The organism is Streptomyces sp. NPDC006997 (genome assembly GCF_040635175.1).
Classification (GTDB): Bacteria; Actinomycetota; Actinomycetes; order Streptomycetales; family Streptomycetaceae; genus Streptomyces.
On record NZ_JBEYHH010000013.1, the window covers coordinates 154,526 to 180,255 of the forward strand.

The following is a 25,730-nucleotide window of genomic DNA, read 5'->3' on the forward strand; positions in this document are numbered from 1 at the left end:
GGCCCGGGTCTCCGGGCCGCCCCTCCCACGCCGTCCGTCACCCGCCCAGCACCCCCGTGGGGAGGAGGGACTGCGGGGAGGACGCCGGGTGGCCCAGCTCCAGCGAGCCGAGGACGCTGTCGAGGAACGACGCCCCGGGGACCCCGGCGGACGGCGCCGGGGGCGCGGCGGGAACGGTGGCCTGCGCGGCGGGAACGGCGGTCGCCAGGAGAGCGGCGGCCAGGACGGAGACACGAGCGAGGTTCTTGATCATGCCTGGCCCAACGACCGACCCCCCGGCCGGAAACGCCCGCCAGCCGCCGCCTACGCCAGCGCGGCGCCGAACGGGTGAAGTTCGCCCACCAGCGCCCGCGCCGACGCACGGTGCTCCGCGGCGCCCGCCGGATCCGTCCCGTCGAGCACCACGGCGATGCCCTCGTGGGCCAGCGCCTCCTGGTGCCGGTTGCCCAGCCGCGGGGCCAGCTCCAGCGCCTGCCGGTGCAGTCGCAGCGCCTCCTCGGGCAGCCCCGCGAGGCGGCAGGTCTCGCCGTAGCCGTTGAGGAAATGGATCTTCCAGTGCTCTTCGAACAACGCGTCGAGCAGCGCGAACGCCTCCCGGTGGCTGGCCAGCGCCTCCTCGTAGCGGCCCATCCGCCGCAGCGCGACGCCCCGGCAGTTCAGGCACCACGCCTGGTTGTTCAGGTGCCCGTCCTCCCGGGCCAGCTCCAGGGCCCGCCGCAAGTGGTCCGCCGCCTCCTCCGGCGCCACGTCGGCCAGTGCCACGCCGAGGGTGATCCGGGCCGTCAGCGCGGGCGGCCAGGCGGGATCGGCGTGCGGGACGTCCAGCACCTCCCGGGCCCGGCGCGCCGCCTCCTCCCCGTGCCCCAGTTGCAGCATCGCCCACGCCTCCGACGCGGCGGCGTGCGCGGCCCCCGACGGGCACCCGGCCTCCTCGTACAGCCTCCCCGCCTGCCGGAACAGGTCGAGCGGCTCTTCGACGCCGCCCGCGTCCCAGCTCAGATACCCACGGCGCAGCGTCAGTTCGGCCGCCACCCGGGCGTCCGCCGCCTGCGCCACCCGCAGCTCCGCCGCCTCGTAACCGGCGGCGGCCTCCGCCAGACGGCCCGCGTTGTAGCGCGCGAAACCCAGGTCGCTGTGCGCCTCCGCCAGCCGCACCGGATCGCCCAGCCGCTCGGCCGCGGCCAGCGACCGCTCGAAGAGGACGTTCAGGTGCGTCGTACCGCAGCGCCGCGCGAAGTACGCCCGCAGGAACCGCGGCAGCTCGTACACGTGCACGTCGGCGCCGACGGCGGCGGCCGTCTCGAAGGCGGCCAGCAGGTTGCCGTACTCCGCGGTGAGCCAGGCGAAGGCGGCGTTCTTGTCGGCGAACCGCGGCAGTCCGGCCGGGGGACGGCCCGCGGTGGGCGGCGCGCCGGGGGAGAGGAACGGCATCGCCGCGTCGGCGGCGGCAGCCGCGTGCACGTAGTAGTCGAGGACCCGGCCGAGCGCCCGCTCCCGCTCCGCCGCCGGGTCCTGCTCCGCCGTGGCCCGGCGGGCGTGCTGGTGCACCAGGTCGTGCAGCCGGTAGCGGTCCGCCGTCGGCTGCTGCACGAGGTGCGCGTCGAGCAGTTCCTCCAGCACCGCCCGGGCCCCACGCACCGGCAGGTCCGCCAGGGCCGCGACGACGTACTCGTCGAAGGACGCCCCCGGCAACAGGCCGAGCAGGCGGAACAGCCGCGCCTGGGAGCGGCCCAGCTGCCGTACGGACATGGCGAACGCGGTGTCGAACTCGCTCGCGCCCTCCGCCATCCGCTCCACCAGGACGCCCACCGTCCAGCCCGGCCGGTGCCGCAGCCGCGCCCCGGCCAGCCGCAGCGCCAGCGGCAGGTGCCCGCACCGCCGCAGCACCTCGGCGGCGGACCGCGGGTCGCTGGCCAGCCTGCCCCCGGGGCCGCCCGGGTCGCCGCTGGCCCGGACCAGCAGCTCCGCGCTCTCCTCGGGGCTGAGCACGTCGAGCGAGACCGGCGGTACCTCGTCCAGGCCGAGGAGCCGGTTGCGGCTGGTGACCAGGGCGACGGAGGGACCGGCGCCCGGCAGCAGCGGACGGACCTGGTCGGCGTCGGCGGCGTTGTCCAGGACCACCACGACCCGGCGGCGGGCCAGTTCCGACCGCCAGCAGGCGGCCAGCTCCTCCAGCCCCCGCTGCGGCACCCGCTCGGAGGGCACGTCGAGGGCGCTGAGCAGCATCCGCAGCGCGGAGTCGGCGTCCAGCGGCGGCCTGCCCTCGGTGAACCCGTGCAGGTCGACGTAGAGCTGGCCGTCGGGGTAGTCGGCGGCGAGCCGGTGCGCGGCGTGCACCGCCAGACACGTCTTGCCGACGCCCGCCATCCCGTCGACCGACACCACCCGGTGGCTCTCCACGGCGGCGAACACGGCCGCGAGCTGCTCCGCGCGCCCGGTGAAGTCGGGCACGTCGCGCGGCAGGTCGTTGCGGGGCACCGGACGGCCCTGGCGACTGCTCTTCGGCGGCGCGGGCAACGGGTTCGCGGCACGCTCCCACAGGGGGCGCAGCGGGCGCGGGTCACGCCGGACCAGTCGGCACAGGGCGACCACCGCGGGCCACGGCGGCACCGTCTGCCCGTTCAGGTAGCGCGACAGCGACGACGAGCTGAGGCCGCTGTCCCGCGCGAGGGCCCGCACCCCGAGTCCGGACAGCTCCTGGAGCAGACCGAGCCGCTCCGCCAACTCCCGCCGCGGCTCACCCTGCGCCGCACGCTCCGGCACGTCCACCACTGTCCCCCGCCCTTCCCCCGGCGTCGCGTCCCGCTCCGGGGGAAGTCTCGCGAGCCGGGTCGCCGCTGGTCAAGGCCGTGCCAGCTGTCCCACGGTGTCCCACGGCCCTGGCCGGTGCGGACCGGCACGGCTGTGATGGGGACATGCCCCGGCGGAACAGGGCACCGGCTCAGAAGAGGAGCAGCACCATGCAGTCCCGTATGCGGAACCCCGCCGTCGTCCTGTCCGACGCGATGCGGCCCATCCAGCAGGTCTTCCAGGCCGCCCACTCCGGTGGCGTCGACCCGCGGACGCTGGAGCTGGTGCACCTGAGGGTCAGCCAGATCAACGGCTGCGCCGCCTGCGTCGACGGCGGCGCCAGGACCGCCCGCGAGGCCGGGGTGAGCGACGAGCGGCTGGCCACGGTCGCCGCCTGGCGCGACGCCCCGTACTTCACGGACGCCGAACGCGCGGCCCTCGCGCTCGCCGAGGCCGCCACCCGGCTCGCCGACCGTCCCGACCCGGTGAGCGACGACGTCTGGGACGGCGCCGCCACCCACTACGACGAGACGCAGCTGGCCGCCATCGTCCTGATGGTCGGCGTCACCAACCTGTTCAACCGGCTCAACGCCACCACCCGGCAGACCGCCGGGTCCTGGGCCTGACCCGGCACCCCCGCACTCAACCGCAGACACTCCGCAGACCAGGAGGAACACCGTGAGGAACGCCGAGAAGTCCGCCACCGCCGGCTACGACGGCTTCACCGACGACGAGCGCGCCGCGATGAAGGAGCGCGCCCGGGAACTGAAGGCGTCGGCGCGCAGGACGTCCCGCGCCGACAAGGCGGCCCAGGACGAGGCCGCCGTACTCGCCAAGATCGCCGAGATGGAGGCGCCGGACCGGGCCATGGCCGAACGGGTGCACGCCGTCGTCACGGCGAGCGCGCCGGACCTCGCGCCCCGGCTCTGGTACGGGATGCCCGCGTACGCCAGGGACGGCAAGGTCGTCTGCTTCTTCCAGAGCGCGCAGAAGTTCAAGGCGCGCTACGCCACGCTCGGCTTCAGCGACCAGGCGCACCTGGACGACGGCACCATGTGGGCCACCTCCTACGCCCTGGCGGAACTGACCCCCGACGCCGAGGCGAGGATCGGCGCCCTGGTGCGGCAGGCGGCGGGCTGACCCCGCGCGCACCGGGGCGGGTCAGCCGGTGAGGGACTCCGGGCCGAAGCGGCCCCACGCGAGGACCCCGGCCAGCGAGAGACCGCGCCCGCCGTGACATCCCGGAGCGGGAGAGGGCACAGAGAAAGGCAAGGAGGTGAAGCCCTCTCCTCGCCACTCTCAACGTATAGCGCACGGGGGGCCTTGCGGCAAGACCCCGGTCCTGGCGGAGAATCGCCCGGCCAACGACTGGGGGTTCCATGATTGACGTGATCATCGCCGGTGGCGGACCGACCGGAACGATGCTCGCCGCCGAACTGCGACTGCACGGCGTGCGGGTGGTCGTACTGGAGAAGGACGCCGAGCCGGCGCCGTTCGTGCGCGGGCTCGGCCTGCACGTGCGCAGCATCGAGGTGATGGACCAGCGCGGCCTGCTGGACCGGTTCCTCGCCCACGGGCAGCGGCACCCGATCACCGCCGGCTTCTTCGCGGGTATCCGCACGTCGACGCCGCCGCGCCTGGACACCGCGCACGGGTACGTCCTCGGCATCCGGCAGACCGTCACCGACCGGCTGCTGGCCGAGCACGCCGTCGCCCTCGGCGCGCGGGTCAGGCGCGGTCAGGCGCTGGTCGGGCTGAGCCAGGACGGCCAGGGCGTCACCGCCGAACTCGCCGACGGCACCCGGCTGCGCTCGCGCTACCTGGTCGGCTGCGACGGCGGCCGGAGCACGGTGCGCGGGCTGCTCGGCGTCGGGTTCCCCGGCGAGCCGTCCCGCAACGACACCCTCATCGGCGAGATGGAGGTGTCCGTACCGCAGGAGACGCTGGACGCCGTCATGGCCGAGGTCCGCAGGACCCAGCTGCGGTTCGGCGCCATGCCGCTCGGCGACGGGACGCACCGGATCGTCGTCCCCTCGCCCGAGGTGGCCGAGGACCGGGCGACGGCGCCCACCCTGGAGGAGTTCCAGCGGGCCCTGCGGACGACCGCCGGGACCGACCTCGGGGTGCGCGCACCGCGCTGGCTCTCCCGCTTCGGCGACGCCACCCGGCAGGCCGAGCGCTACCGCGTCGACCGGGTGCTGCTCGCCGGTGACGCGGCGCACGTCCACCCGCCGACCGGCGGCCAGGGCCTCAACCTCGGTGTCCAGGACGCCTTCAACCTCGGCTGGAAGCTGGCCGCCGAGATCGACGGCTGGGCGCCGGACGGGCTCCTGGACACCTACCACACCGAACGGCACCCGGTCGCCGCCGCCGTCCTCGACAACACGCGCGCGCAGATGGAGCTGATGTCCACCGAGCCCGGGCCGCGGGCGGTGCGCCGACTGCTGGCGGAGCTGATGGAGCTGGAGGAGGTCAACCGCCGCCTCGTCGAGAAGATCACCGCCCTCGACGTCCGCTACGACTTCGGCGACGACCACGACCTGGTCGGCCGCCGGCTGCGGGACGTGGAGCTGAAGCGCGGGCGCCTCTACCCGCTGCTGCACCGGGGCCGCGGGCTGCTGCTCGACCAGACCGGCGCGCTCTCGGTGGCCGGGTGGGCGGACCGTGTCGACCATGTCGTGGACGTCAGCGAGGAGTTGACGGCGCCCGCGGTGCTGCTGCGGCCGGACGGCCATGTCGCCTGGGCCGGGGAGGACCAGCGGGAACTGCTCGACCGGCTGCCGCGGTGGTTCGGGGCCGCGGCAGCCGGTTGAGGGCGGGTCAGCGGCCGACGGCGCAGGCGTCGCCGTTCAGGGTGAACCGCGGCGGCGGTGACGCGTCGCCGGTGTGGCCGGCGACGTACCCGATGGTGAAGCTGGCGCCCGCGGCGACGGCGGCGTTGTAGGAGGCGTTCGTCGCGGTGACGGTGTTGCTGAGCTGGGTCAGGTCGGTGTTCCAGTCGGAGACCACGGTCTGGCCCAGGGCCAGCGGGAACTTCAGCGTCCAGCCGTTCAGCGCCGTGCCGCCGGTGTTGGTGACGGTGAGTTCGACCTTGGTGCCGGTGCCCCACGTCTCCACCGTGCGGTCCACCCGGCAGGTGGGGGCCTCCTGGGCGAACGACACCCGGTGCAGGCCGCCCGGCAGGTCGTTGACGACGTAGAACTCGCCGTCGGCGGTGGTGCCGATCGCCGTCACCTGGGTCGGCGTCTCACCGATCTCCGCCTGCTCGTAGCCGCCGTGGCCGTCGGGACGCAGCGCCCACACCGTGGAGGAGCAGTAGTCGGTGGCGATGTACGTGCCGCCGACCAGGTCGGCGTAGCGCTGGCCCCGGTAGACATGGCCGCCGATCACCGAGCAGCCGCCGGTGTAGGGGGAGTAGGTGAACACCGGCGGGGTGTAGGTCTCGCCCGCCTTGCAGTCGCCGCCGTCGAACTTCTCCAGACCCTCGTAGCAGGACCAGCCGAGGTTCAGGCCGCCCCGGCCGCGGGCGATGTGGTCGACCTCCTCCCACCGGCCCTGGCCGACGTCGCCGATCCACATCGAGCCGTCGACGCTGTCGAAGGAGAACCGCCACGGGTTGCGCAGCCCGTAGTGCCAGATCTCCGGGCGGGCGCCGGGGGTGTCCACGAACGGGTTGTCGGCGGGCACGCAGTAGGGGAGCGGGTCGCAGGCGCGGCTGACGTCGACGCGGAGGATCTTGCCGAGCAGGGTGTCCAGGCGCTGTGGGGCGCGCAGCGGGTCCGCGGCGCCGCCGCCGTCGCCGATGCTCCAGTACAGGTCGCCGTCGGGGCCGAACGCGAGCTGGCCGCCGTTGTGGTTGCTGAACTCGGCGTGCGGCTGGGAGAGCAGCGGTTCGAGACGGGACTCGTCGAGCCGGTAGCGGGCCAGCGTGACCGCGCCGTCGGGCAGTGCCGTGTACGCCAGGTACAGGTCCTGGCTGGTGGCGAAGTCGGCGGGGATGGCGAGCCCGAGCAGGCCGCGCTCGTTGCCCGACTCGTCCACGGCCGAGGTGATGTCGAGCAGCGGGGTCGCGGCGAGGCCGGTGTCCGGGTGGTAGACGCGGACCCGGCCGGGCTTCTCGGTGATGAACAGCCGGTCGGTGCCGTCGTCGGGGGCGACGACGGCGGTGGGCCGCCGCAGACCCGAGGCGACCTGGGTGGTGGTCGCGGACAGCGACGGCAGCGGCACGGCGGCGGCGGTCGGCGCGGGGGTCGCGGAGGGCGCCTCGGCGGGCTGGCGCGCGGCGGCGGGCAGGGGGGCGAGCACGGTGAGCAGGAGGGCCAGCAGGAGGGGCCCTGTCCATCGGCGTCGTGGCATAGCGGCTCCAGTTGGGGCGAGGCATATGGCATGAATATGACAATGAGGCATCCGGTATGGGAGCGCTCCCGCGCTCCAGGCTGCGCCTCACGCCTCACGGCGGCAACAGTTGAACGCGCCACTTCCGCTCCGGGGTGGCGCAAAAGCGGCGGTGCGTGGCCGGATCGATGAGGAGGGCCGGTGGTCGGCGGACCGGCGAAGCGGGTGTCATTCTTTTGCGGATTTTGCGCTAGCCTTGCGCGCATGACGCGACGACTTGCTCAGGTAGCCAGGAAGGTGGGCGTCAGCGAGGCGACGGTCAGCCGTGTCCTCAATGGCAAGCCGGGGGTCTCCGAGGCGACGCGCCAGTCCGTGCTCACGGCGCTGGACGTCCTGGGGTACGAGCGGCCCACGCAGCTGCGCGGTGAGCGCGCCCGGCTCGTCGGCCTGGTGCTGCCGGAGCTGCAGAACCCGATCTTCCCGGCGTTCGCCGAGGTCATCGGGGGCGCCCTCGCGCAGCAGGGGCTGACGCCGGTGCTGTGCACCCAGACCAAGGGCGGGGTCTCCGAGGCGGACTACGTGGAGCTGCTGCTCCAGCAGCAGGTCTCGGGCGTGGTCTTCGCCGGGGGCCTGTTCGCGCAGGCAGACGCCCCGCACGACCATTACCGGCAGCTCGCGGAGCGCGACATCCCGGTGGTCCTGATCAACGCCTCGATCGACGGCCTCGACTTCCCCTGCGTCGCCTGTGACGACGCGGTCGCCGTGGAGCAGGCCTGGCGCCACCTCACCTCGCTGGGGCACGAGCGGATCGGGCTGATCCTGGGCCCGAGCGACCACGTGCCCTCCAACCGCAAGCTGGAGGCCGCCCGCGTGGTGGCCGAGTCCGTGGGCACCCCGCTGCCCGACGAGTTCGTCGTACGGTCGATGTTCTCGCTGGAGGGTGGCCAGGCCACCGCCGCCCGGCTGCTCGACCGGGGTGTCACCGGCATCGTCTGCGCCAGCGACCCGCTCGCCCTCGGCGCCATCCGGGCGGCGCGCAGACGCGGGCTGTCCGTCCCGGCGGACGTGTCGGTGGTCGGGTACGACGACTCCGCGTTCATGAACTGCACCGAGCCGCCGCTGTCCACCGTCCGGCAGCCGATCGAGGCGATGGGCCGGGCGGCCGTCGAGCTGCTCTGCGCCCAGCTCCAGGGCACCCGGACACACGCCGGTGAGCTGCTCTTCGAGCCCGAACTCGTGCTGCGCGGCTCGACCACCCAGCCGCCCACCGCCTGACCCTTCCGGTCAGGCCCGTACGAAGGCCCCGCCCCCGAGGTCGCCGCGTCCGCGGCGCTCGGGGTCGGGGCCTTCGTCGTGTCGCGACTGTTGACAAAGTGATGACCCGGTAGAAATCTGTGCCCTCGGTTACGTAAAAGATCGATGAAATCACTCAATTACTCGGCGATCCGTCGATGATTCGTGGAGAGGGCTGTATGAGTGGGACACGCAAGCGACGAGGGTTCCTCGTCGCGCTCCTGATATCGGGCCTGATCGCCCTGGGCCTGCTGCCCGTGAGCGCCCAGGCCGCGGACGCCCGCGCGGACGCCGTCACCAACGTCGCGCTCGGCAGACCCGCCACAGCGGGCGGCGCCCTCGGCGGCTACCCGGCGGGCAACGTCAGCGACGGCAGCCAGCAGTCGTACTGGGAGGGCCCCACCGGCGCCTTCCCCCAGTGGGTGCAGATCGACCTCGGCGCCGAGACCGACGTCGACCGGGTGGTGCTCAAGCTCCCCGCCTCCTGGGAGGCGCGCACCCAGACCCTCGGCATCCTCGGCAGCGCCGACGGCAACGCCTTCGGCACCCTCGCCGCCGCCACGGCCCGCACGTTCACCCCCGCCCAGGCGAACACCGTGACCATCGCCCTCGACGGCGCCAGCGCCCGGTACGTGCGGGTGCAGATCACCACCAACACCGGCTGGAACGCCGCCCAGCTGGCGGAACTGGAGGTCTACGGCGAGAGCGGCACCTCCGAGCCGCCGGTGGAGGGCACCAACCTCGCCCGCAACAAGCCGATCGAGGCCACCTCGACCACCCAGAACTACGTCGCCGCCCACGCCAACGACGACACCACGGGCACGTACTGGGAGTCCTCCGGCCACCCCGCCAGCCTCACCGTGAAGCTCGGCGCCAACGCCGACGTCGCGGCCGTCGTCGTCAAGCTGAACCCGGACCCGGTCTGGGGCCCGCGCACCCAGTCCCTCCAGGTGCTCGGCCGTGAGCAGTCCGCGTCCGCCTTCACCTCCCTGAAGGCACGCGCCGACTACGCCTTCAGCCCGTCCGGCAACCAGAACACCGTCACCATCCCCGTCACCGGCCGCTACGCCGACCTGCGGCTCACCTTCTTCTCCAACACCGGCGCGCCCGGCGCCCAGGTCGCCGAGTTCCAGGTCGTCGGCACCGCGGCGCCCAACCCCGACCTCACGGTCACCGGCCTGACCTGGTCCCCGTCCCAGCCGTCCGAGACGGACGAGGTGACCGTCGAGGCCACGGTCCGCAACGCGGGCACCGCCGCCTCCCCGGCCACCACCGTCAACGTCAGCCTGGAGGGCGGCGACGCCGGGTCCGCCCCCGTCGGCGCGCTCCAGCCGGGTGACTCCGGCACCGTACGGGTGCCCGTCGGCAAGCGTCCGAAGGGCTCCTACACCGTGTCGGCGGTCGTCGACCCGACCGACACCGTCACCGAACAGGACGACACCAACAACAGCCGTACCGCCGCCACGAAACTGGTCGTGAGCCGGAGCCCAGGCCCCGACCTGCGCGTCACCGGCATCACCAGCGACCCGTCCGCCCCCGCGGTCGGCGCCGCCGTCTCCTTCACCGTCACCGTCCGCAACGACGGCACCACCGGCGTCCCGGCCGGCACCGTCACCCGGCTCACCGTCGGCACCACCACCCTCAACGGCACCACCGGCGCGGTCGCCGCCGGGGAGAGCGCCACCGTCGCGGTCTCCGGCACCTGGACGGCGACCAGCGGCGGCGCCACCCTCACCGCCACCGCGGACGCCACCGGCCAGGTCACCGAGACCAACGAGGACAACAACGTCTTCGCCCGCTCCCTCGTCGTGGGCCGCGGCGCGGCCGTGCCGTACACCGAGTACGAGGCGGAGGACGCCCGCTACGACGGCGCCCTGCTCACCGCCGACCCCAAGCGCACCTTCGGGCACACCAACTTCGCCACCGAGTCCTCCGGACGGCGGTCGGTGCGGCTCAACACCACCGGCCAGTACGTGGAGTTCACCTCCACCGGCGCCGCCAACTCCCTCGTCGTCCGCAACTCCGTCCCGGACTCCGCGAGCGGCGGCGGCGCCGAGGCCACCCTCAGCCTCTACGTCGACGGCACCTTCGAACGGAAGCTGACCCTGTCGTCCAAGCACAGCTGGCTGTACGGCGACACCGACAGCCCCGAGGGCCTGACCAACACACCGGGCGGCGACGCGCGGCGGCTCTTCGACGAGTCACACGCCCTGCTCGGGCAGAGCTACCCGCCGGGCACCAGGTTCCGGCTCCAGCGGGACGCCGACGACCGGGCCGCCTTCTACATCGTCGACCTGATCGACCTGGAGCAGGTCGCGCCCCCGGCCCCGAAACCGGCCGCCTGCACCTCCATCACCGCCTACGGCGCCGTCCCGGGCGACGGCCTCGACGACACCGACGCCATCCAGCGCGCGGTCACGGCCGACCAGAAGGGCGAGATCGACTGCGTGTGGATCCCGGCCGGACAGTGGCGGCAGGAGCAGAAGATCCTCACCGACGACCCGCAGAACCGGGGCGACTACAACCAGGTCGGCATCCGGGACGTCACCATCCGTGGCGCGGGCATGTGGCACTCCCAGCTCTACACGCTGACCCCGCCGCACGAGGCGGGCGGCATCAACCACCCGCACGAGGGCAACTTCGGCTTCGACATCGACGACAACACCCGGATCTCCGACCTCGCCATCTTCGGCTCCGGCACCATCCGCGGCGGCGACGGCAACCACGAGGGCGGCGTCGGCCTCAACGGCCGCTTCGGCAGGAACACCAAGATCAGCAACGTGTGGATCGAGCACGCCAACGTCGGCGTGTGGGTCGGCCGGGACTACTCCAACATCCCCGAACTGTGGGGCCCCGGCGACGGCCTGGAGTTCTCCGGCATGAGGATCCGCGACACCTACGCCGACGGCATCAACTTCGCCAACGGCACCCGCGACTCCACGGTCTACAACTCGTCCTTCCGCAACACCGGCGACGACGCCCTGGCCGTCTGGGCGAGCCGCTACGTCAAGGATCCTGCCGTCGACATCGGCCACGACAACCACTTCCGCAACAACACCGTCCAACTGCCCTGGCGGGCCAACGGGATCGCGGTGTACGGGGGCTACGGCAACACCATCGAGAACAACGTCGTCGCCGACACCATGAACTACCCCGGCATCATGCTGGCCACGGACCACGACCCGCTGCCCTTCTCGGGCCAGACACTGATCGCGGGCAACGCCCTGCACCGCACGGGCGGGGCGTTCTGGGGCGAGGCCCAGGAGTTCGGCGCCATCACCCTGTTCGCCGCCGCCCAGGACATCCCCGGCGTGACGATCCGGGACACCGAGATCCACGACTCCACCTACGACGGCATCCAGTTCAAGGGCGGCGGCGGCGCCGTGCCCGGCGCCCAGATCAGGGACGTACGCATCGAGAACTCGGTGAACGGCTCCGGGATCCTCGCCCAGGGCGGCGCGCGCGGCAGCGCCACGCTCACCGACGTGGCGATCTCCGGCTCCGCCGAGGGCGACGTCCTGGTCGAACCCGGCTCCCCGTTCGTGATCGACCGGGGCTGAGGCCCCGCTCCCCCCGCAGGAACGAGATCGGAGACCGATGAGAATCCGCACACGCCGACCACGCGTGCTCAGCGCCGTGGTCGTGACCAGCCTTCTCGCCCTGGGCGGCCCCGCGTTCACCGCCCAGGCCGCCGGAGGACCGAACATCGCCCTGGGGGACCGGGCGTCGGCGAGCAGCTCGCAGGCCGAGTACACCGCGCCGAACATCACCGACGGCGACCAGGGCACGTACTGGGAGAGCGCCGGAGGGGACGTCCCCCAGTGGGTGCAGACCGACCTCGGCACCACGGAGAACGTCGACGAGGTCGTCCTGAAGCTCCCGGCGGGCTGGGAGAGCCGCAGCCAGACCCTGTCCGTGCAGGGCAGCGCCGACGGCACCAGCTTCAGCACGCTCAAGAACAGCGCGCCGTACGCGTTCAGCCCGGGCTCCGGGAACACCGTGACCGTGGCGTTCCCGGCGACCCGGACCCGCTTCGTGCGCATCGCGGTCACCGAGAACACCGGCTGGCGGGCGGCGCAGCTGTCCGAGCTGGAAGTGCACGCGGCCGAGGGGTCGTCCGTCAACCTGGCCGCCGGACGCACCCTGACCGCCAGCAGCCACACCCAGGTGTACGCCGCCGCGAACGCGGGCGACGGCAACCGGGCCACGTACTGGGAGAGCGCGGGCGGCGCCTTCCCGCAGTGGCTCCGCGCCGACCTCGGTTCCTCCGTGCGGGTGGACCGGGTGGTGCTGCGGCTGCCGGGCACCTGGGAGGCGCGCAGCCAGACACTGAAGGTCCAGGGCAGTGCCAACGGCACGGACTTCACCGATCTGACGGCCTCCCGCGCCTACACCTTCGACGCCGCGAGCGACCACACGGCCACGGTCGCCTTCGACGCCACCACCACCCGCTACCTACGGGTGCTGGTCACGGCGAACTCCGTGCAGAACGCCGCCCAGATCTCCGAACTGGAGGTCTACGGCCCCGCGACCGGCGACACCCAGGCGCCCAGCGCCCCCGCCGGTCTGGCGCTCACCGAACCCGGCACCGGGCAGATCCGGCTGACCTGGAACGCGGCCACCGACAACGTCGGCGTGACCGGCTACGACATCTACGCGGGCGGGTCGCTGCTGACCAGCGTCGCCGGTGACGTCACGACCTTCACCGACACCCGGCCCGCCGACCAGACCGTCTCCTACTACGTGCGGGCCAGGGACGCCGCCGGGAACCAGTCCGCCAACAGCAACACCGTCACCCGCGCCGCCGACGACGGCGACACCCAGGCCCCGACCGCACCGGCGGACCTCGCCCTCACCGAACCCGGCGACGGCAGGATCAAGCTGACCTGGACCGCCGCCTCCGACAACCGGGGCGTCACCGCGTACGACGTCTACGCCAACAACACCCTGCGCGCCAGCGTCGGCGGCGACGCCACCACGTACACCGACACCCAGCCCGCGACGAGCACCGTCACCTACCAGGTGCGGGCGAAGGACGCGGCGGGCAACACCTCACCGCCCAGCAACAGCGTCACCCGCACCGGCAGCGGCGGCGGGGGCTCCGACCTGGCCGTCGGCAAGCCGATCGACGCCTCCTCCGTGGTGCACACCTACGTCGCGCGGAACGCCAACGACAACGACGTGTCGACGTACTGGGAGGGCGCGGGCGGCAGCTACCCGAACACCCTCACCGTCAGACTGGGCGCCGACGCCGACCTCGACCGGCTGGTGCTGAGGCTGAACCCGGACGCCGCCTGGTCGGCCCGGAACCAGACCGTCGAGGTCCTGGGCCGCGACCAGGACGCGCAGGACTTCACCTCGCTGGTCGCCGCGAAGAGCTACCGCTTCGACCCGGCCGACGGCAACACCGTCACCGTGCCGGTCTCCGGCCGGGCGGCCGACGTGCGGTTGAGGTTCACCGCCAACTCCGGCGCCCCGGCCGGGCAGCTCGCCGAGTTCCAGGTGGTCGGGGTCCCGGCGCCCAACCCGGACCTGGAGGTGACCGGCCTGACCGTGTCGCCCGCCGATCCGGTGGAGTCGGACGAGATCAGCGTCTCGGCCACCGTCCGCAACTCCGGCCCGGCCGCCGCCCCGGCGAGCCGCGTGGCCGTCCGCCTGGGCGGCACCGAGGTCGCCACCGCGGCGGTCGGCGCCCTCGCGGCCGGCGCGCAGACCACCGTCACCGCCTCCCTCGGGGCGCGCGCGGCGGGAACGTACCAGCTCAGCGCCGTCGCGGACGCCGCCGAGGAGGTCACCGAGCAGAACGAGACCAACAACACCCACACCCGTTCCACCTCGCTGGTCGTCAAGCCCGTCGACAGCTCCGACCTGGTCGCCACGGCGGTGACCACCACGCCGTCCAGCCCGACGGCCGGGGACGCCGTCACCTTCAAGGTGCGGCTGAAGAACGAGGGCACCAGGGCCAGCGCGGCGGGCGCCCACGGCGTCACCCTCACGCTGACCGACTCCAAGGGAGCCGTGGTCCGCACCCTGACCGGCGAGCACTCCGGCAGTCTCGCCGCGGGCGCCTCGGCCGAGGTGGGCCTCGGCCCGTGGACGGCGGCGAACGGCTCGTACACCGTCAAGGTCGTGGTGGCCCCCGACGCCAACGAGGTGCCGGTCAAGCGGGAGAACAACACCACCACCCAGCCGCTGTTCGTCGGCCGCGGCGCCAACATGCCGTACGACATGTACGAGGCCGAGGACGGCACCACCGGAGGCGGCGCCACCGTCGCCGGACCCAACCGCACCGTGGGCGACATCGCGGGCGAGGCGTCCGGCCGCAAGGCCGTCAGCCTGGACGCGACGGGGGAGTACGTCGAGTTCACCACCCGAGCCCCCACCAACACCCTGGTGACCCGCTTCTCCCTCCCCGACGCGCCCGGCGGCGGGGGCATCGACTCCACGATCAACGTCTACGTCGACGGCGTCTTCAGGAAGGCGCTGCCACTGACCTCGAAGTACGCCTGGCTGTACGGCGCCGAGGCGTCGCCCGGCAACTCCCCGGGCTCCGGCGCCCCGCGGCACATCTACGACGAGGCGCACCTGATGCTGGGCGAGACCGTCCCGGCGGGCAGCAGGATCCGGCTCCAGAAGGACGCCGCGAACACCTCCACGTACGCGATCGACTTCGTCAACCTGGAGCAGGTCGCGCCGGTCGCCAACCCCGACCCGGCGACGTACACCGTGCCGAACGGGTTCACGCACCAGGCCGTGCAGGACGCCCTGGACCGGGTGCGGATGGACACCACGGGCACGCTCGTCGGCGTCTACCTGCCGCCCGGCGACTACCAGACGTCGAGCAAGTTCCAGGTGTACGGCAAGGCCGTCAAGGTGGTCGGCGCCGGGCCCTGGTACACCCGGTTCCACGCGCCGTCGACGCAGGACAACACCGACGTCGGCTTCCGCGCGGACGGCACGGCCAAGGGGTCGCTGTTCAAGGGGTTCGCCTACTTCGGCAACTACACCTCGCGCATCGACGGCCCCGGCAAGGTGTTCGACTTCGCCAACGTGTCGGACATCGTCATCGACGACATCTGGAACGAGCACATGGTGTGCCTCTACTGGGGCGCCAACACCGACCGGATCACGATCAGGAACTCCCGGATCCGGAACATGTTCGCCGACGGCGTCAACATGACCAACGGCTCCACGGACAACCTCGTGACCAACAACGACGCGCGCGCCACCGGCGACGACAGCTTCGCGCTGTTCTCGGCGATCGACGCGGGCGGCGCCGACATGAAGGACAACGTCTACGAGAACCTGACCTCCACCCTGACCTGGCGGGCCGCGGGCGTGGCCGTGTACGGCGGCTACCGCAACACCTTCCGCAACATCCATATCGCGGACACGCTCGTCTACTCGGGGATCACCATCTCCTCCCTGGACTTCGGCTACCCGATGAACGGCTTCGGGACCGAGCCGACGACCATCGAGAACGTCTCCGTCGTCCGCGCGGGCGGCCACTTCTGGGGCGCGCAGACCTTCCCCGGCATCTGGCTGTTCTCCGCGTCCAAGGTGTTCCAGGGCATCAGGGTGAACCACGTGGACATCGTCGACCCCACCTACAGCGGGGTGATGTTCCAGACCAACTACGTGGGCGGCCAGCCCCAGTACCCGATCAGGGACACCGTCTTCACGGACGTCTCCGTCACGGGCGCCCGCAGGAGCGGGGACGCCTACGACGCCAGGTCAGGCTTCGGTCTGTGGGCCAACGAGATGCCCGAGGCGGGGCAGGGGCCCGCGGTCGGTGAGGTGACCTTCAACGGGCTGGAGCTGAGCGGCAACGCCGTGGACGTGCGCAACACCACGTCCACTTTCAAGATCAACATCAACCCGTAGGCCGAAGAGTCCCGGGCGGGCCGGTGCAAGCCGTGTATGCGGCTCGCACCGGCCTTTTCTCTTCCCCTTGTCAATCAATTACAGAGTCTGCGCGATATCTTGCGCCCGCTTGTCGGTGGTGGTTGAGTGTGCGACGCCCCACAACGCATCGGCGGTGGGGCGACCTCCACGTTCATGCCCGAAGGGGTCCAGCCATGAGAACTGCCCGGTTCCGCCGTTCCCGCCGCGCCAGCGCGGTCGCCCTCCTCTCCGCGCTCACGCTGACCGCTCTCGCCGCCTGCGGCACGAGCAGCAGCGACGACGGCGCCGGTGGTTCGGAAGGGGGCGGCGACTCGAATCCGGCCGCGCCGCTGGACCCGAAGACCAAGGTCACGATCACCATCGACTGTATGCCGCCCAAGGCGAAGGCGGCCGAGCTGAAGGAGTGGCAGGAGGACGTCGCCGAGTTCAACAAGACGTACCCGAACGTCACCATCGAGGGCCGCTCCACCCCGGGCCAGTGCCTGGAGCCGCCGCGCTTCACCGCGATGCTCAAGGCCAGGTCCCAGCCCGACGTGTTCTACACGTACTTCACCGACCTGCCGCAGGTCCTCTCCGAGGACGGCGCGGAGGACATCACGGCCTACGTCAACGACAAGACGGTCCCCGCGCTGAAGGACATCGACCCGGGCGTCCTCGGCTCGCTCAAGCAGGACGGCAAGCTGTACGGCCTGCCCACCAGCAACTACACGATGGGCCTGCTCATCAACCGCAAGCTGTTCCAGCAGGCCGGACTCGACCCCGACGCCCCGCCGCGCACCTGGGAGGAGGTGCGCGCCGCCGCCAGGAAGATCGCCGGTCTCGGTGACGGCGTCGCGGGCTTCGGCGAGTACAGCGCCGCGAACACCGGCGGCTGGCACTTCACCGCCCACATGTACAGCCTGGGCGGCGACGTCGTCGACACCAGCGGCACCAGGGCGGCGTTCAACAACGAGACCGGCCGCCAGGTCGTCGAGAACCTCCACGCCATGCGCTGGGAGGACGACAGCATGGGCAAGACCCAGCTGCTGAAGTGGGGCGACCTCCAGAAGCAGATCGCCACCGACAAGCTCGGCATGTTCCTCGCCGCCCCCGACGACATCGCGTACATGGTCCAGCAACTCGGCGCCGAGTACCAGAACTTCGGCATGGGGCCGATACCCGGCGAGCGGAACACCCTGGCCGGCGGCAACAACTACATGATCAAGAAGGGCATCTCGTCCGACAAGATCAAGGCCGCGATCGCCTGGCTGAACTTCAAGAACCTCACCGTCGGCAAGGGCCAGTTCGACTGGGCCCGCACCAAGGCCGACAAGCTCCCGGTCGGCATCCCGCAGCCCAACTTCTGGCTCGGCGAGTCCAAGGAGAAGGACGACGCCGCCCGCGTCACCCACGCCACCATGCCGGTCGCCAACTTCAAGACGTTCATGGACAACCCGGTCCCGGGCAAGGCCGAGCCGCCGAAGGCCCAGGAGGTCTACAAGGTCCTCGACAACGTGATGTCCGGGGTGCTCACCAACGAGGACACCGACATCGACAAGCTCCTCGACACGGCCGAGGCACAGGTCAACCAGGTCCTCGCGAACCAGTGACCTCCTCCCGGCGCGGGCGGGCGCACCGGCCCGCCCACGCCGGGGAGCGCCGTCCGGCACACCATCCGGCAGACCAGTACCGAGGAGCGACGATGTCGGCCCCCAGCCTCACCCCGACAACGGCGGACCCAGCCCGCCGCCCGCCACTGCACAAGACACCCGTACCGCCACCGGGGGGCCGGTTCGGCACCGGGCTGCGGCGCAACCTCACCGCCCACGGCTTCCTCATCGGCGCGGTCGTCTGCTTCGCGCTGTTCTCCTGGTACCCGATGGTCAGGGAGTTCCTCCTCGCCTTCCAGAAGACCGAGGGCGGCGAGACCACCTGGGTCGGCCTGGACAACCTCACCACCGTCTACAACGACCCCGCCTTCTGGCAGGCGTGGCGCAACACGCTCCTCTACACCGTCCTCGCGCTGCTCCTCGGCTTCGTCGTCCCGTTCGTCGTCGCGATCGTCATCAACGAGTTCCAGCACGGCCAGGGCTACCTGCGCCTGCTGGTCTACCTGCCGGTGATGCTGCCGCCGGTCGCCTCCGTGCTGCTCTTCAAGTACCTCTACGACCCCGGCTACGGCCTCCTCAACGAACTCCTGACCTCGCTGCACCTGCCCGAACAGCAGTGGCTCCAGGACCCCGACCTGTCGATGCTCTCCGTCGTCATCGCCTCGACCTGGATGAACATGGGCGGCGCCGCCCTCATCTACCTCGCCGCGCTCCAGGGCATCCCCGGCGAGCTGTACGAGGCCGCCGAACTCGACGGCGCCGGACTCCTCCGCAAGATCTGGCACGTCACCATCCCGCAGACCCGCCTGATCCTCTCCCTGATGCTGCTGATGCAGGTCATCGCGACCATGCAGGTCTTCGTCGAACCGTTCCTGCTCACCGGCGGCGCCGGTCCCGAGGGCTCGACCACCACCGTCGTCTACCTGATCTACCAGTACGCCTTCAACTTCAACAACTACGGTGCCGCGGCGGCGCTCGGCCTGCTGCTCCTCGTCCTGCTCGCCGGTTTCTCGGCGGCGTACGTGAAGCTCAGCCGCGCCGAGGACGCCTGACGCGAGGGAGACCGGCATGTCCACACGCACACTCGTCTCACCGGCCCGACTCGCCCGCCCGCGCGGCAAGCTCCTCTACTGGACCGTCTTCACCGTCGTCGTCGGCCTGTTCACCCTGGCCTTCCTCGGCCCCCTGTACTGGATGGTCTCCAGCGGCTTCAAGGACACCCAGGAGGTCATCCAGACCCCGCCGACGCTGGTACCGGGCTCCTTCACCCCGGAGAACTACAGCCGCGCCTGGGACGTCATGGACCTGGCCAGCCTGCTGTTCAACACCCTGTACTACGCCCTCGGCGCGCTCGCCTTCCAACTCGTCCTGGACGTCGCCGCCGCGTACTCCCTCTCCCGGCTCCGGCCCGTCCTCGGCAAGGCCATCCTCGGCATGATGCTCGCCACGCTGATGATCCCGGCGACCGTGCTCGTCGTACCGCAGTACCTGACCGTCCTCGACGTGCCGATCGTGGAGCGGAACCTGCTGAACACGCCGTGGGCGATCTGGCTGCCCTCGGTCACCAACGCCTTCAACATCTTCCTGCTGAAGCGGTTCTTCGACTCCATCCCGAAGGAACTCCTCGACGCCGCCGCCATGGACGGCGCCTCCCCGACGCGCGTCCTGTGGTCGATCGTGCTGCCGATCTCCCGGCCGATCCTCGGCGTGGTGTCGATCTTCGCGGTCGTCGGGGTCTGGAAGGACTTCCTCTGGCCGATGCTCACCCTGCCCGACCCGGCGAAGCAGACCCTCAACGTGGGCATCTACTCGCTCTCCAACGGCGTCCCCGTCAACGTCCTGATCGCCGCCCTGACGATCGCCTCCCTGCCGACGCTGCTGATCTTCCTGGTCTTCCAGCGGAACATCATGAGCGGCCTCACGGCGGGCGGCCTCAAGGGCTGACGCGGCACCCCCTCCTCGCAGTCCATCCGACGACCCACCCTGCCCGAAAGGACCCACACGTGGCAGCCCCTCACTCGCCCCGCACCGACGACTGGTGGCGCGACGCCGTCATCTACCAGGTGTACCCCCGCAGCTTCGCCGACGGCGACGGCGACGGCACCGGGGACCTCGCGGGGGTCCGGGCGAGACTGCCCTACCTCGCGGAACTCGGCGTCGACGCCGTCTGGTTCACCCCCTGGTACGCCTCGCCCCTGGTCGACGGCGGCTACGACGTCGCCGACTACCGCGTGATCGACCCCGCCTTCGGCACCCTCGCCGAGGCCGAGAAGCTCATCGCCGAGGCCGCCGGACTCGGCATCCGCGTCATCGTCGACATCGTCCCCAACCACGTCTCCGACCAGCACCGCTGGTTCCGCGCCGCCCTGGAGGCGGGCCCCGGCAGCCCCGAAAGAGAGCTGTTCCACTTCCGGCCCGGCCGCGGCGCGCAGGGCGAACTCCCGCCCAACGACTGGCCGTCGCAGTTCTCCGGCCGCACCTGGACCCGCGTTCCCGACGGCGAGTGGTACCTCCACCTGTTCACCCCCGAGCAGCCCGACCTCAACTGGGCGCACCCGGCGGTCCGCCAGGAACACGAGGACGTCCTGCGCTTCTGGTTCGAGCGCGGCGTCGCGGGCGTCCGCGTCGACTCCGCCGCCCTGCTCGTCAAGGACCCCGCGCTCGCCGACTTCCAGGAGGGGGTGGACCCCCACCCCTACATCGACCAGGACGGACTCCACGACATCTACCGCGCCTGGCGGTCCATCGCCGACGCGTACGGCGCCATGTTCGTCGGCGAGGTCTGGCTCCCCGACGCCGAACGCTTCGCCCGCTACCTACGCCCCGACGAACTCCACACCGCCTTCAACTTCACCTTCCTCACCTGCCCCTGGGAGGCCGGGAGACTGCGCGGCGCCATCGACGCCACCCTCGCCGAACACGCCCCCGTGGGCGCCCCCGCCACCTGGGTGCTGTGCAACCACGACGTCACCCGCACGGTCACCCGCTACGGCCGTACCGACACCGCCTTCGACTTCGCCACGAAGGCCTTCGGCACCCCCACCGACCTGGCGCTCGGCACCCGCCGCGCCCGCGCCGCCGCCCTGCTCACCCTCGCCCTGCCCGGCTCGGTGTACCTGTACCAGGGCGAGGAACTGGGCCTGCCCGAGGTGGAGATACCGCTGGACCGCATCGAGGACCCCATGCACTTCCGCTCCGGGGGCACCGACCCCGGCCGGGACGGCTGCCGGGTGCCGTTGCCCTGGACGGCGGAGGCGCCGTCGTACGGCTTCTCCCCGGCGGCGCAGACCTGGCTGCCGCAACCCGCCGACTGGGCCGCGTACGCCGTGGACCGGCAGTGCGCCGACCCGGGCTCCATGCTGGCGCTCTACCGGGAGGCGCTGACGCTGCGCCGCTCCGGCCGGGGCTTCGGTGACGGCCCGCTGACCTGGCTGCCGTCCGACGACGGCGTCCTGGCCTTCGCCCGCGGCGACGGCCTGGTCTGCGTCGTCAACCTCGCGGACCGCCCGACGGCCCTCCCCGCCCACCAGCGCGTGCTGCTGACCAGCGGTCCGCTCGGTCCGGACGGGCTGCTGCCGCGGGACACGGCGGTCTGGCTGCGCGTCTGACCGGACCCGCCCGCCGGTCCGGGCACCGCCCGCCGCCGCCCGGACCGACGCCTCAGACCACCGGCGGGCTGAGCCGGGCGAAGCCCTCCTGGCGCTGGTAGGGGAAGTGCGGGTACGGCGCGGGCCTGGCGCTCGCCGCGTCGAGCCGCGCCACCTGCTCCGGCGTCAGCGCCCAGCCCACGGCGCCGAGGTTCTGCCGGAGCTGCTCCTCGTTGCGGGCGCCGATGATGACGGAGGAGACGGTCGGCCGCCGGAGCAGCCAGTTCAGGGCGATCTGCGGGACGGCCCGGCCGGTCTCCCCGGCGATCTCGTCGAGGGCGTCGACCACCCGGTACAGGTGCGCGTCCTCGACCGGCGGGCCGTAGTCGGCGGTGGCGTGCAGTCGGCTGCCGACCGGCAGCGGCCGGCCCCGGCGCACCTTGCCGGTGAGCCGGCCCCAGCCCAGCGGGCTCCACACGACCGCGCCGAGGCCCTGGTCGAGCCCGAGGGGCATCAGCTCCCACTCGTAGTCCCGGCCGACCAGGGAGTAGTAGACCTGGTGGGCGACGTAGCGCGGACGCCCGTACCGCTCCGCGACCGCCAGGGACTTCATCGTCTGCCAGCCGGAGAAGTTGGAGACGCCGAGGTAGCGGACCTTCCCCGCGCGCACCAGGTCGTCCAGCGTGGCCAGCACCTCCTCGACCGGTGTCCCGGCGTCGAAGGCGTGCAGCTGGAACAGGTCGATGTGGTCGGTGCCGAGCCTGCGCAGCGCGTCCTCGCAGGCGCGGATCAGCCGGGACCGCGAGGAGCCCGCGTCGTTCGGCCCGTCGCCCGTGGGCAGGCTGGTCTTGGTGGAGACGAGCACCTGGTCCCGGCGCCCCTTGAGCGCGGCGCCCAGCACCTCCTCGGAGGCACCCCCGGAGTAGACGTCCGCGGTGTCGAACATGGTGATCCCGGCGTCCAGGCAGATGTCGACGAGCCGCCGCGCCTCGCGCACGTCGGTGGTGCCCCAGGCGCCGAACAGCGGTCCCCGGCCGCCGAAGGTCCCGGCGCCGAAGCTCAGCGCGGGCACCTTGAGCCCGGACGTGCCCAGCCGTCTGTATTCCATGACCACTCCTCGGTCTGCTCATTGACAGGGGGTACTAACGGACCTGTGGTTCCGTTAAGGTGTTCCCTGGGAAACTTAGCAGGAGTTGACCGTAAACGAAACTGGGGTCCCGTTACGGACCCGGGAGTGAGGGGCAGTGGGAGATACGGAACCGGGGACCGTCCGGCCCGGCGGGCGCACGGCGCGGGTGCGCGCCGCGGTGCTCCAGGCGGCCGGTGACACCCTGGCCGAGGGCGGCTTCGCCCGGCTGGACCTCGCCGACATCGCGCGCCGCGCCGACGTCGGCAAGACGACCGTCTACCGGCGCTGGGGCACGGTCACCGGCCTCGTCGCCGACCTGCTGACCGACATGGCCGAACAGTCGCTGCCCCGCACCGAGACCGGCTCCCTGCTCGGCGACCTCAGGGCCAACGCCCGACTCGTACGGCGCACCCTGGCCGACCCCCGGCAGGGCGCCCTGTTCAAGGCCGTCATCGCCGCCGCCACCTGCGAGGCCAGGACCGCCGAGGCCCTGCACCGCTTCTACGAGATCCGGGTCGCGGAGTGGGCGCCCTGCGTCCAGCAGGCCGTCGTCCGCGGCGAGGCCCCCGAGGGCACCGACGCCCGCGAGGTGATCCGCGCCGTCTCCGCACCCCTGTACTACCGGCTCCTCACCACCGGCGCCCCCCTGGACGAGGCCACCGCCGACCGCGCCGCCGAGGCCGCCGCGGCGGCGGCCAGGGCCGGGGTGTACGTACGCCGCCCGCACCGGACGGACACCGCATGAGCACGCCCGCGCCGGTCCGCGTCGGCGCCCTCGCCCCACTCACCCGCCCCGGCTGGACCGAGGCGGGCCACCACCTGCTCGCCGGACTCGAACGGGCCGTCCACGACGTCAACGCGGCGGACGGGATCGCCGGACGGCCCCTCGAACTGCTGGTGCGGGACACCGCGGCCGACCCGGGACGGGCCGTGGCGGCCGTCGACGAGCTGGCCGCCCTGGGCGTGACCGCGCTGGCGGGGGAGTACCACAGCGTCGTCGCCCGCTCCGCCGCCACCAGGGCCGACGCCCTCGGGCTGCCCTACCTCTGCTCCTCCGCGGTGCTCGACACGCTCACCGAGCGGCCGACGCGGTGGGTCGCGCGCCTCTGCCCGCCGCAGTCCCGCGGCTGGCGGACCTACGCCGACTTCCTGCTCACCGCGGGCCACCGCCGGATCGCCGTGGCCACCCAGCCGAGCGTCTACTGGGAGTCCGGCACCCGCCTCCTGCGGGAGCACCTGACCCGGCACGGCGGCACCGTCACCGCACTCGACACGACCGCGCTCACCCCCGCCGCCGTCCGCGACGCGCTCCTCGCCCACCGCGCGACCGCCCTGCTCCTCCTGGTCGGCCACCCGGAGCCCGCGGTGCCGCTCGTGCGGGCCGTACGGCGGGACCCGCGCCTCGCCGAGGTCCTGGTCGGCGCTCCGGCCGGGCAGCCGGAGTTCGCGGCCTGGGCGACGGAACTGGGCGCGGACGGCGCCGGGATCCCGTTCCTGCGCTACCTGCCCGACCACCTCACCCCGCTCGGCGCCCGCGTCGCGACGGACCTGCGGGAACGGCTCGGCGCGGCCCCCTCGTTCGTCGCCTTCGAGGGGTACGACACGATCGCCGTACTCGCCGAGGTGCTGCGCTCCCACGGCACGGAACGGACGCGGGTCGCGGAAGCCTGGCCGTCGGTCGCCGTGGACGGCACCCGCGGGCGGATCGCGTTCTCGCGCCCACCGGGCAGCGGCGTCTGGCAGTGGGCCGGGACGCCCGTCCAGGTCGTGGACCGGGACCCGGCGGCGCCCGACCGCTACCGCGTCCTGCACGTCGGCTGAAAGGGGCGCGACTCACCCGTCCGGAGGTGCTCGACGGGGCGCGGGGCGGGCGCGGCCCGCAGGGTGGGGGTGCTGTCCCCACACGCGAGGGAGCGAGTCATGGCCGAGACCGAGCCCGACGGGGCCGCCGGGACCGTCACCGACGCCGGGAGCGGTCGGCCCGCGCCGCGCCGCGACCCCGAGTCCGGCGCGGCCGACCTGCGGCGGGTCGGCCTGGACCCGGACCACTGGTACCCCCTCGCCCGGTCGCGGAGCGTGCGCCACGGACGGGTACGGGCGGCCGTGTTCGCCGGGGAGCGCATCGCCCTGTTCCGCACGGAGAGCGGCGTCGTCCACGCGCTGGAGGACCGGTGCGCCCACCGGCAGGTGCCGCTGAGCATGGGCGTCGTGGAGGGCGAGACCCTCCGCTGCTGCTACCACGCCTGGGCGTACCGCGGCGACGGCCGGATCTCGCAGATCCCCTACCTGGCCAAGGGCGACGCCCGGCCGCCGCGCGGGGTGCGCGGCTACCCCGTCCGCGAGGCGTACGGCCTGGTGTTCGTCTTCCCCGGCGACCCGGCGAAGGCGGAGGCCACCGAGCCGCCCTGGTTGCCCGCCTTCCACTCGCCGGCGCACCGGACCATGACGTTCTCCCGGACGGTCCGCTGCCACTACTCCTTCCTGCACGAGAACCTGCTCGACATGAACCACCAGTTCCTGCACCGCGGCGTGGTCGGCAGGATCCACCCCGAGCTGCTGGGCTACCGGACCGGCGCGACGTCGGTCGAGGCCCGCTACCTCTTCACCCACACCGGGGGCCGGACCGACCGCGGCGCCAGCCTGCTCGCCGCCGGGGGCGTCCGCGGCAGCGACTCCGGCGACGTCCTGACCATCCGCACCGAGTACCCGTACCAGACCCTCGACCTGGTGCCCGAGGGCGCCGAGCGCCCCGCCTTCCGGCTCTGGACCGCGTACGTCCCCGAGGACGCCGAACAGCGCCGCTCCCGGGCCTACGGACTGCTGATGATCGCCAGACCCCGGGTGCCCGGCGCCCTCGCCCTGGCGTGGCCGCTCATCCGCCGCTTCACCGAGCGGGTGTTCGCCGAGGACCGGATGGCCGTCGAGGCGGAGCAGCGGGCGTGGGACGAGCAGGGCGGGGACCACAACCACGAGGTGTTTCCGCTGATCCTGGACCTCCGCGGCGTGCTGCGCGCCAACGGCGTCCCGCTGGACGCCCGGCCCGGCGCGTGCGGCACCGGTCCGGGCGGCTGCGGTCAGACCCCCTGACGGGTCAGCGGGCGC

The 25,730-nt window shown here is 72.6% G+C and carries 17 protein-coding genes; 13 read left to right on the top strand and 4 right to left on the bottom strand.

What is annotated here, in order from left to right:
- Positions 1-37 precede the first annotated feature (37 nt).
- Positions 38-253, bottom strand: a complete 216-nt coding sequence (locus ABZ659_RS15505) for a hypothetical protein (RefSeq protein ID WP_360218936.1) — start codon at positions 251-253, stop codon at positions 38-40.
- Between the two features lie 50 nt (positions 254-303).
- The gene (locus ABZ659_RS15510; RefSeq protein WP_360218939.1) at positions 304-2,763 is read right to left on the bottom strand and encodes a tetratricopeptide repeat protein; all 2,460 of its coding nucleotides are present in this window, start codon (positions 2,761-2,763) and stop codon (positions 304-306) included.
- Between the two features lie 197 nt (positions 2,764-2,960).
- Here ABZ659_RS15510 and ABZ659_RS15515 point away from each other — a divergent pair, with 197 nt between their 5' ends.
- From ABZ659_RS15515 to rox, 3 genes are all read left to right on the top strand, one after another.
- Positions 2,961-3,416: a carboxymuconolactone decarboxylase family protein gene (locus ABZ659_RS15515; RefSeq protein ID WP_360218942.1), complete on the top strand. Its 456-nt coding sequence runs from the start codon at positions 2,961-2,963 to the stop codon at positions 3,414-3,416.
- Positions 3,417-3,534: 118 nt separating this feature from the next.
- Positions 3,535-3,930, top strand: a complete 396-nt coding sequence (locus ABZ659_RS15520; RefSeq protein WP_360219054.1) for a DUF1801 domain-containing protein — start codon at positions 3,535-3,537, stop codon at positions 3,928-3,930.
- Positions 3,931-4,169: 239 nt separating this feature from the next.
- A complete protein-coding gene (gene rox, locus ABZ659_RS15525) occupies positions 4,170-5,603 on the top strand; it encodes a rifampin monooxygenase (RefSeq protein WP_360218945.1) in 1,434 nt (477 codons plus the stop codon).
- A gap of 7 nt (positions 5,604-5,610) precedes the next feature.
- Here rox and ABZ659_RS15530 read toward each other — a convergent pair whose 3' ends face one another.
- On the bottom strand, positions 5,611-7,146 hold the full coding sequence (locus tag ABZ659_RS15530; RefSeq protein WP_360218948.1) for a PQQ-dependent sugar dehydrogenase: 1,536 nt from the start codon (positions 7,144-7,146) through the stop codon (positions 5,611-5,613).
- Between the two features lie 243 nt (positions 7,147-7,389).
- On the opposite strand from ABZ659_RS15530, the gene ABZ659_RS15535 reads away from it, so the two are divergent.
- From ABZ659_RS15535 to ABZ659_RS15565, 7 genes are all read left to right on the top strand, one after another.
- The gene (locus ABZ659_RS15535; RefSeq protein ID WP_360218951.1) at positions 7,390-8,400 is read left to right on the top strand and encodes a LacI family DNA-binding transcriptional regulator; all 1,011 of its coding nucleotides are present in this window, start codon (positions 7,390-7,392) and stop codon (positions 8,398-8,400) included.
- Positions 8,401-8,597: 197 nt separating this feature from the next.
- Entirely contained in the window at positions 8,598-11,978 is a 3,381-nt protein-coding gene (locus ABZ659_RS15540; protein ID WP_360218954.1) for a CARDB domain-containing protein, read from the top strand.
- Positions 11,979-12,015: 37 nt separating this feature from the next.
- Entirely contained in the window at positions 12,016-16,302 is a 4,287-nt protein-coding gene (locus ABZ659_RS15545; RefSeq protein ID WP_360218956.1) for a discoidin domain-containing protein, read from the top strand.
- 194 nt (positions 16,303-16,496) lie between these two features.
- Positions 16,497-17,912, top strand: a complete 1,416-nt coding sequence (locus tag ABZ659_RS15550) for an extracellular solute-binding protein (protein ID WP_360218959.1) — start codon at positions 16,497-16,499, stop codon at positions 17,910-17,912.
- 92 nt (positions 17,913-18,004) lie between these two features.
- Complete coding sequence (locus ABZ659_RS15555) at positions 18,005-18,964, top strand: sugar ABC transporter permease (protein WP_360218962.1); 960 nt, start codon at positions 18,005-18,007, stop codon at positions 18,962-18,964.
- 16 nt (positions 18,965-18,980) lie between these two features.
- Complete coding sequence (locus ABZ659_RS15560; RefSeq protein WP_360218965.1) at positions 18,981-19,856, top strand: carbohydrate ABC transporter permease; 876 nt, start codon at positions 18,981-18,983, stop codon at positions 19,854-19,856.
- A gap of 59 nt (positions 19,857-19,915) precedes the next feature.
- Positions 19,916-21,520: a glycoside hydrolase family 13 protein gene (locus ABZ659_RS15565; RefSeq protein ID WP_360218968.1), complete on the top strand. Its 1,605-nt coding sequence runs from the start codon at positions 19,916-19,918 to the stop codon at positions 21,518-21,520.
- 52 nt (positions 21,521-21,572) lie between these two features.
- On the opposite strand, the gene ABZ659_RS15570 is transcribed toward ABZ659_RS15565, so the two are convergent.
- Positions 21,573-22,607, bottom strand: coding sequence for an aldo/keto reductase (locus ABZ659_RS15570; RefSeq protein ID WP_360218971.1), 1,035 nt, complete (start codon positions 22,605-22,607; stop codon positions 21,573-21,575).
- Between the two features lie 136 nt (positions 22,608-22,743).
- Between ABZ659_RS15570 and ABZ659_RS15575 the strand changes: the two genes are divergently transcribed.
- The 3 genes from ABZ659_RS15575 to ABZ659_RS15585 all read left to right on the top strand — a co-directional run bounded on the left by ABZ659_RS15575 (position 22,744) and on the right by ABZ659_RS15585 (position 25,715).
- A complete protein-coding gene (locus tag ABZ659_RS15575) occupies positions 22,744-23,373 on the top strand; it encodes a TetR/AcrR family transcriptional regulator (protein WP_360218974.1) in 630 nt (209 codons plus the stop codon).
- Positions 23,370-24,449 carry an ABC transporter substrate-binding protein gene (locus ABZ659_RS15580; protein WP_360218977.1) on the top strand — a complete coding sequence of 360 codons (1,080 nt, stop codon included), beginning with the start codon at positions 23,370-23,372 and terminating at the stop codon, positions 24,447-24,449. The genes ABZ659_RS15575 and ABZ659_RS15580 overlap by 4 nt, the downstream gene beginning before the upstream one ends.
- A gap of 99 nt (positions 24,450-24,548) precedes the next feature.
- The gene (locus ABZ659_RS15585; RefSeq protein ID WP_360218979.1) at positions 24,549-25,715 is read left to right on the top strand and encodes an aromatic ring-hydroxylating dioxygenase subunit alpha; all 1,167 of its coding nucleotides are present in this window, start codon (positions 24,549-24,551) and stop codon (positions 25,713-25,715) included.
- Positions 25,716-25,730 lie beyond the last annotated feature (15 nt).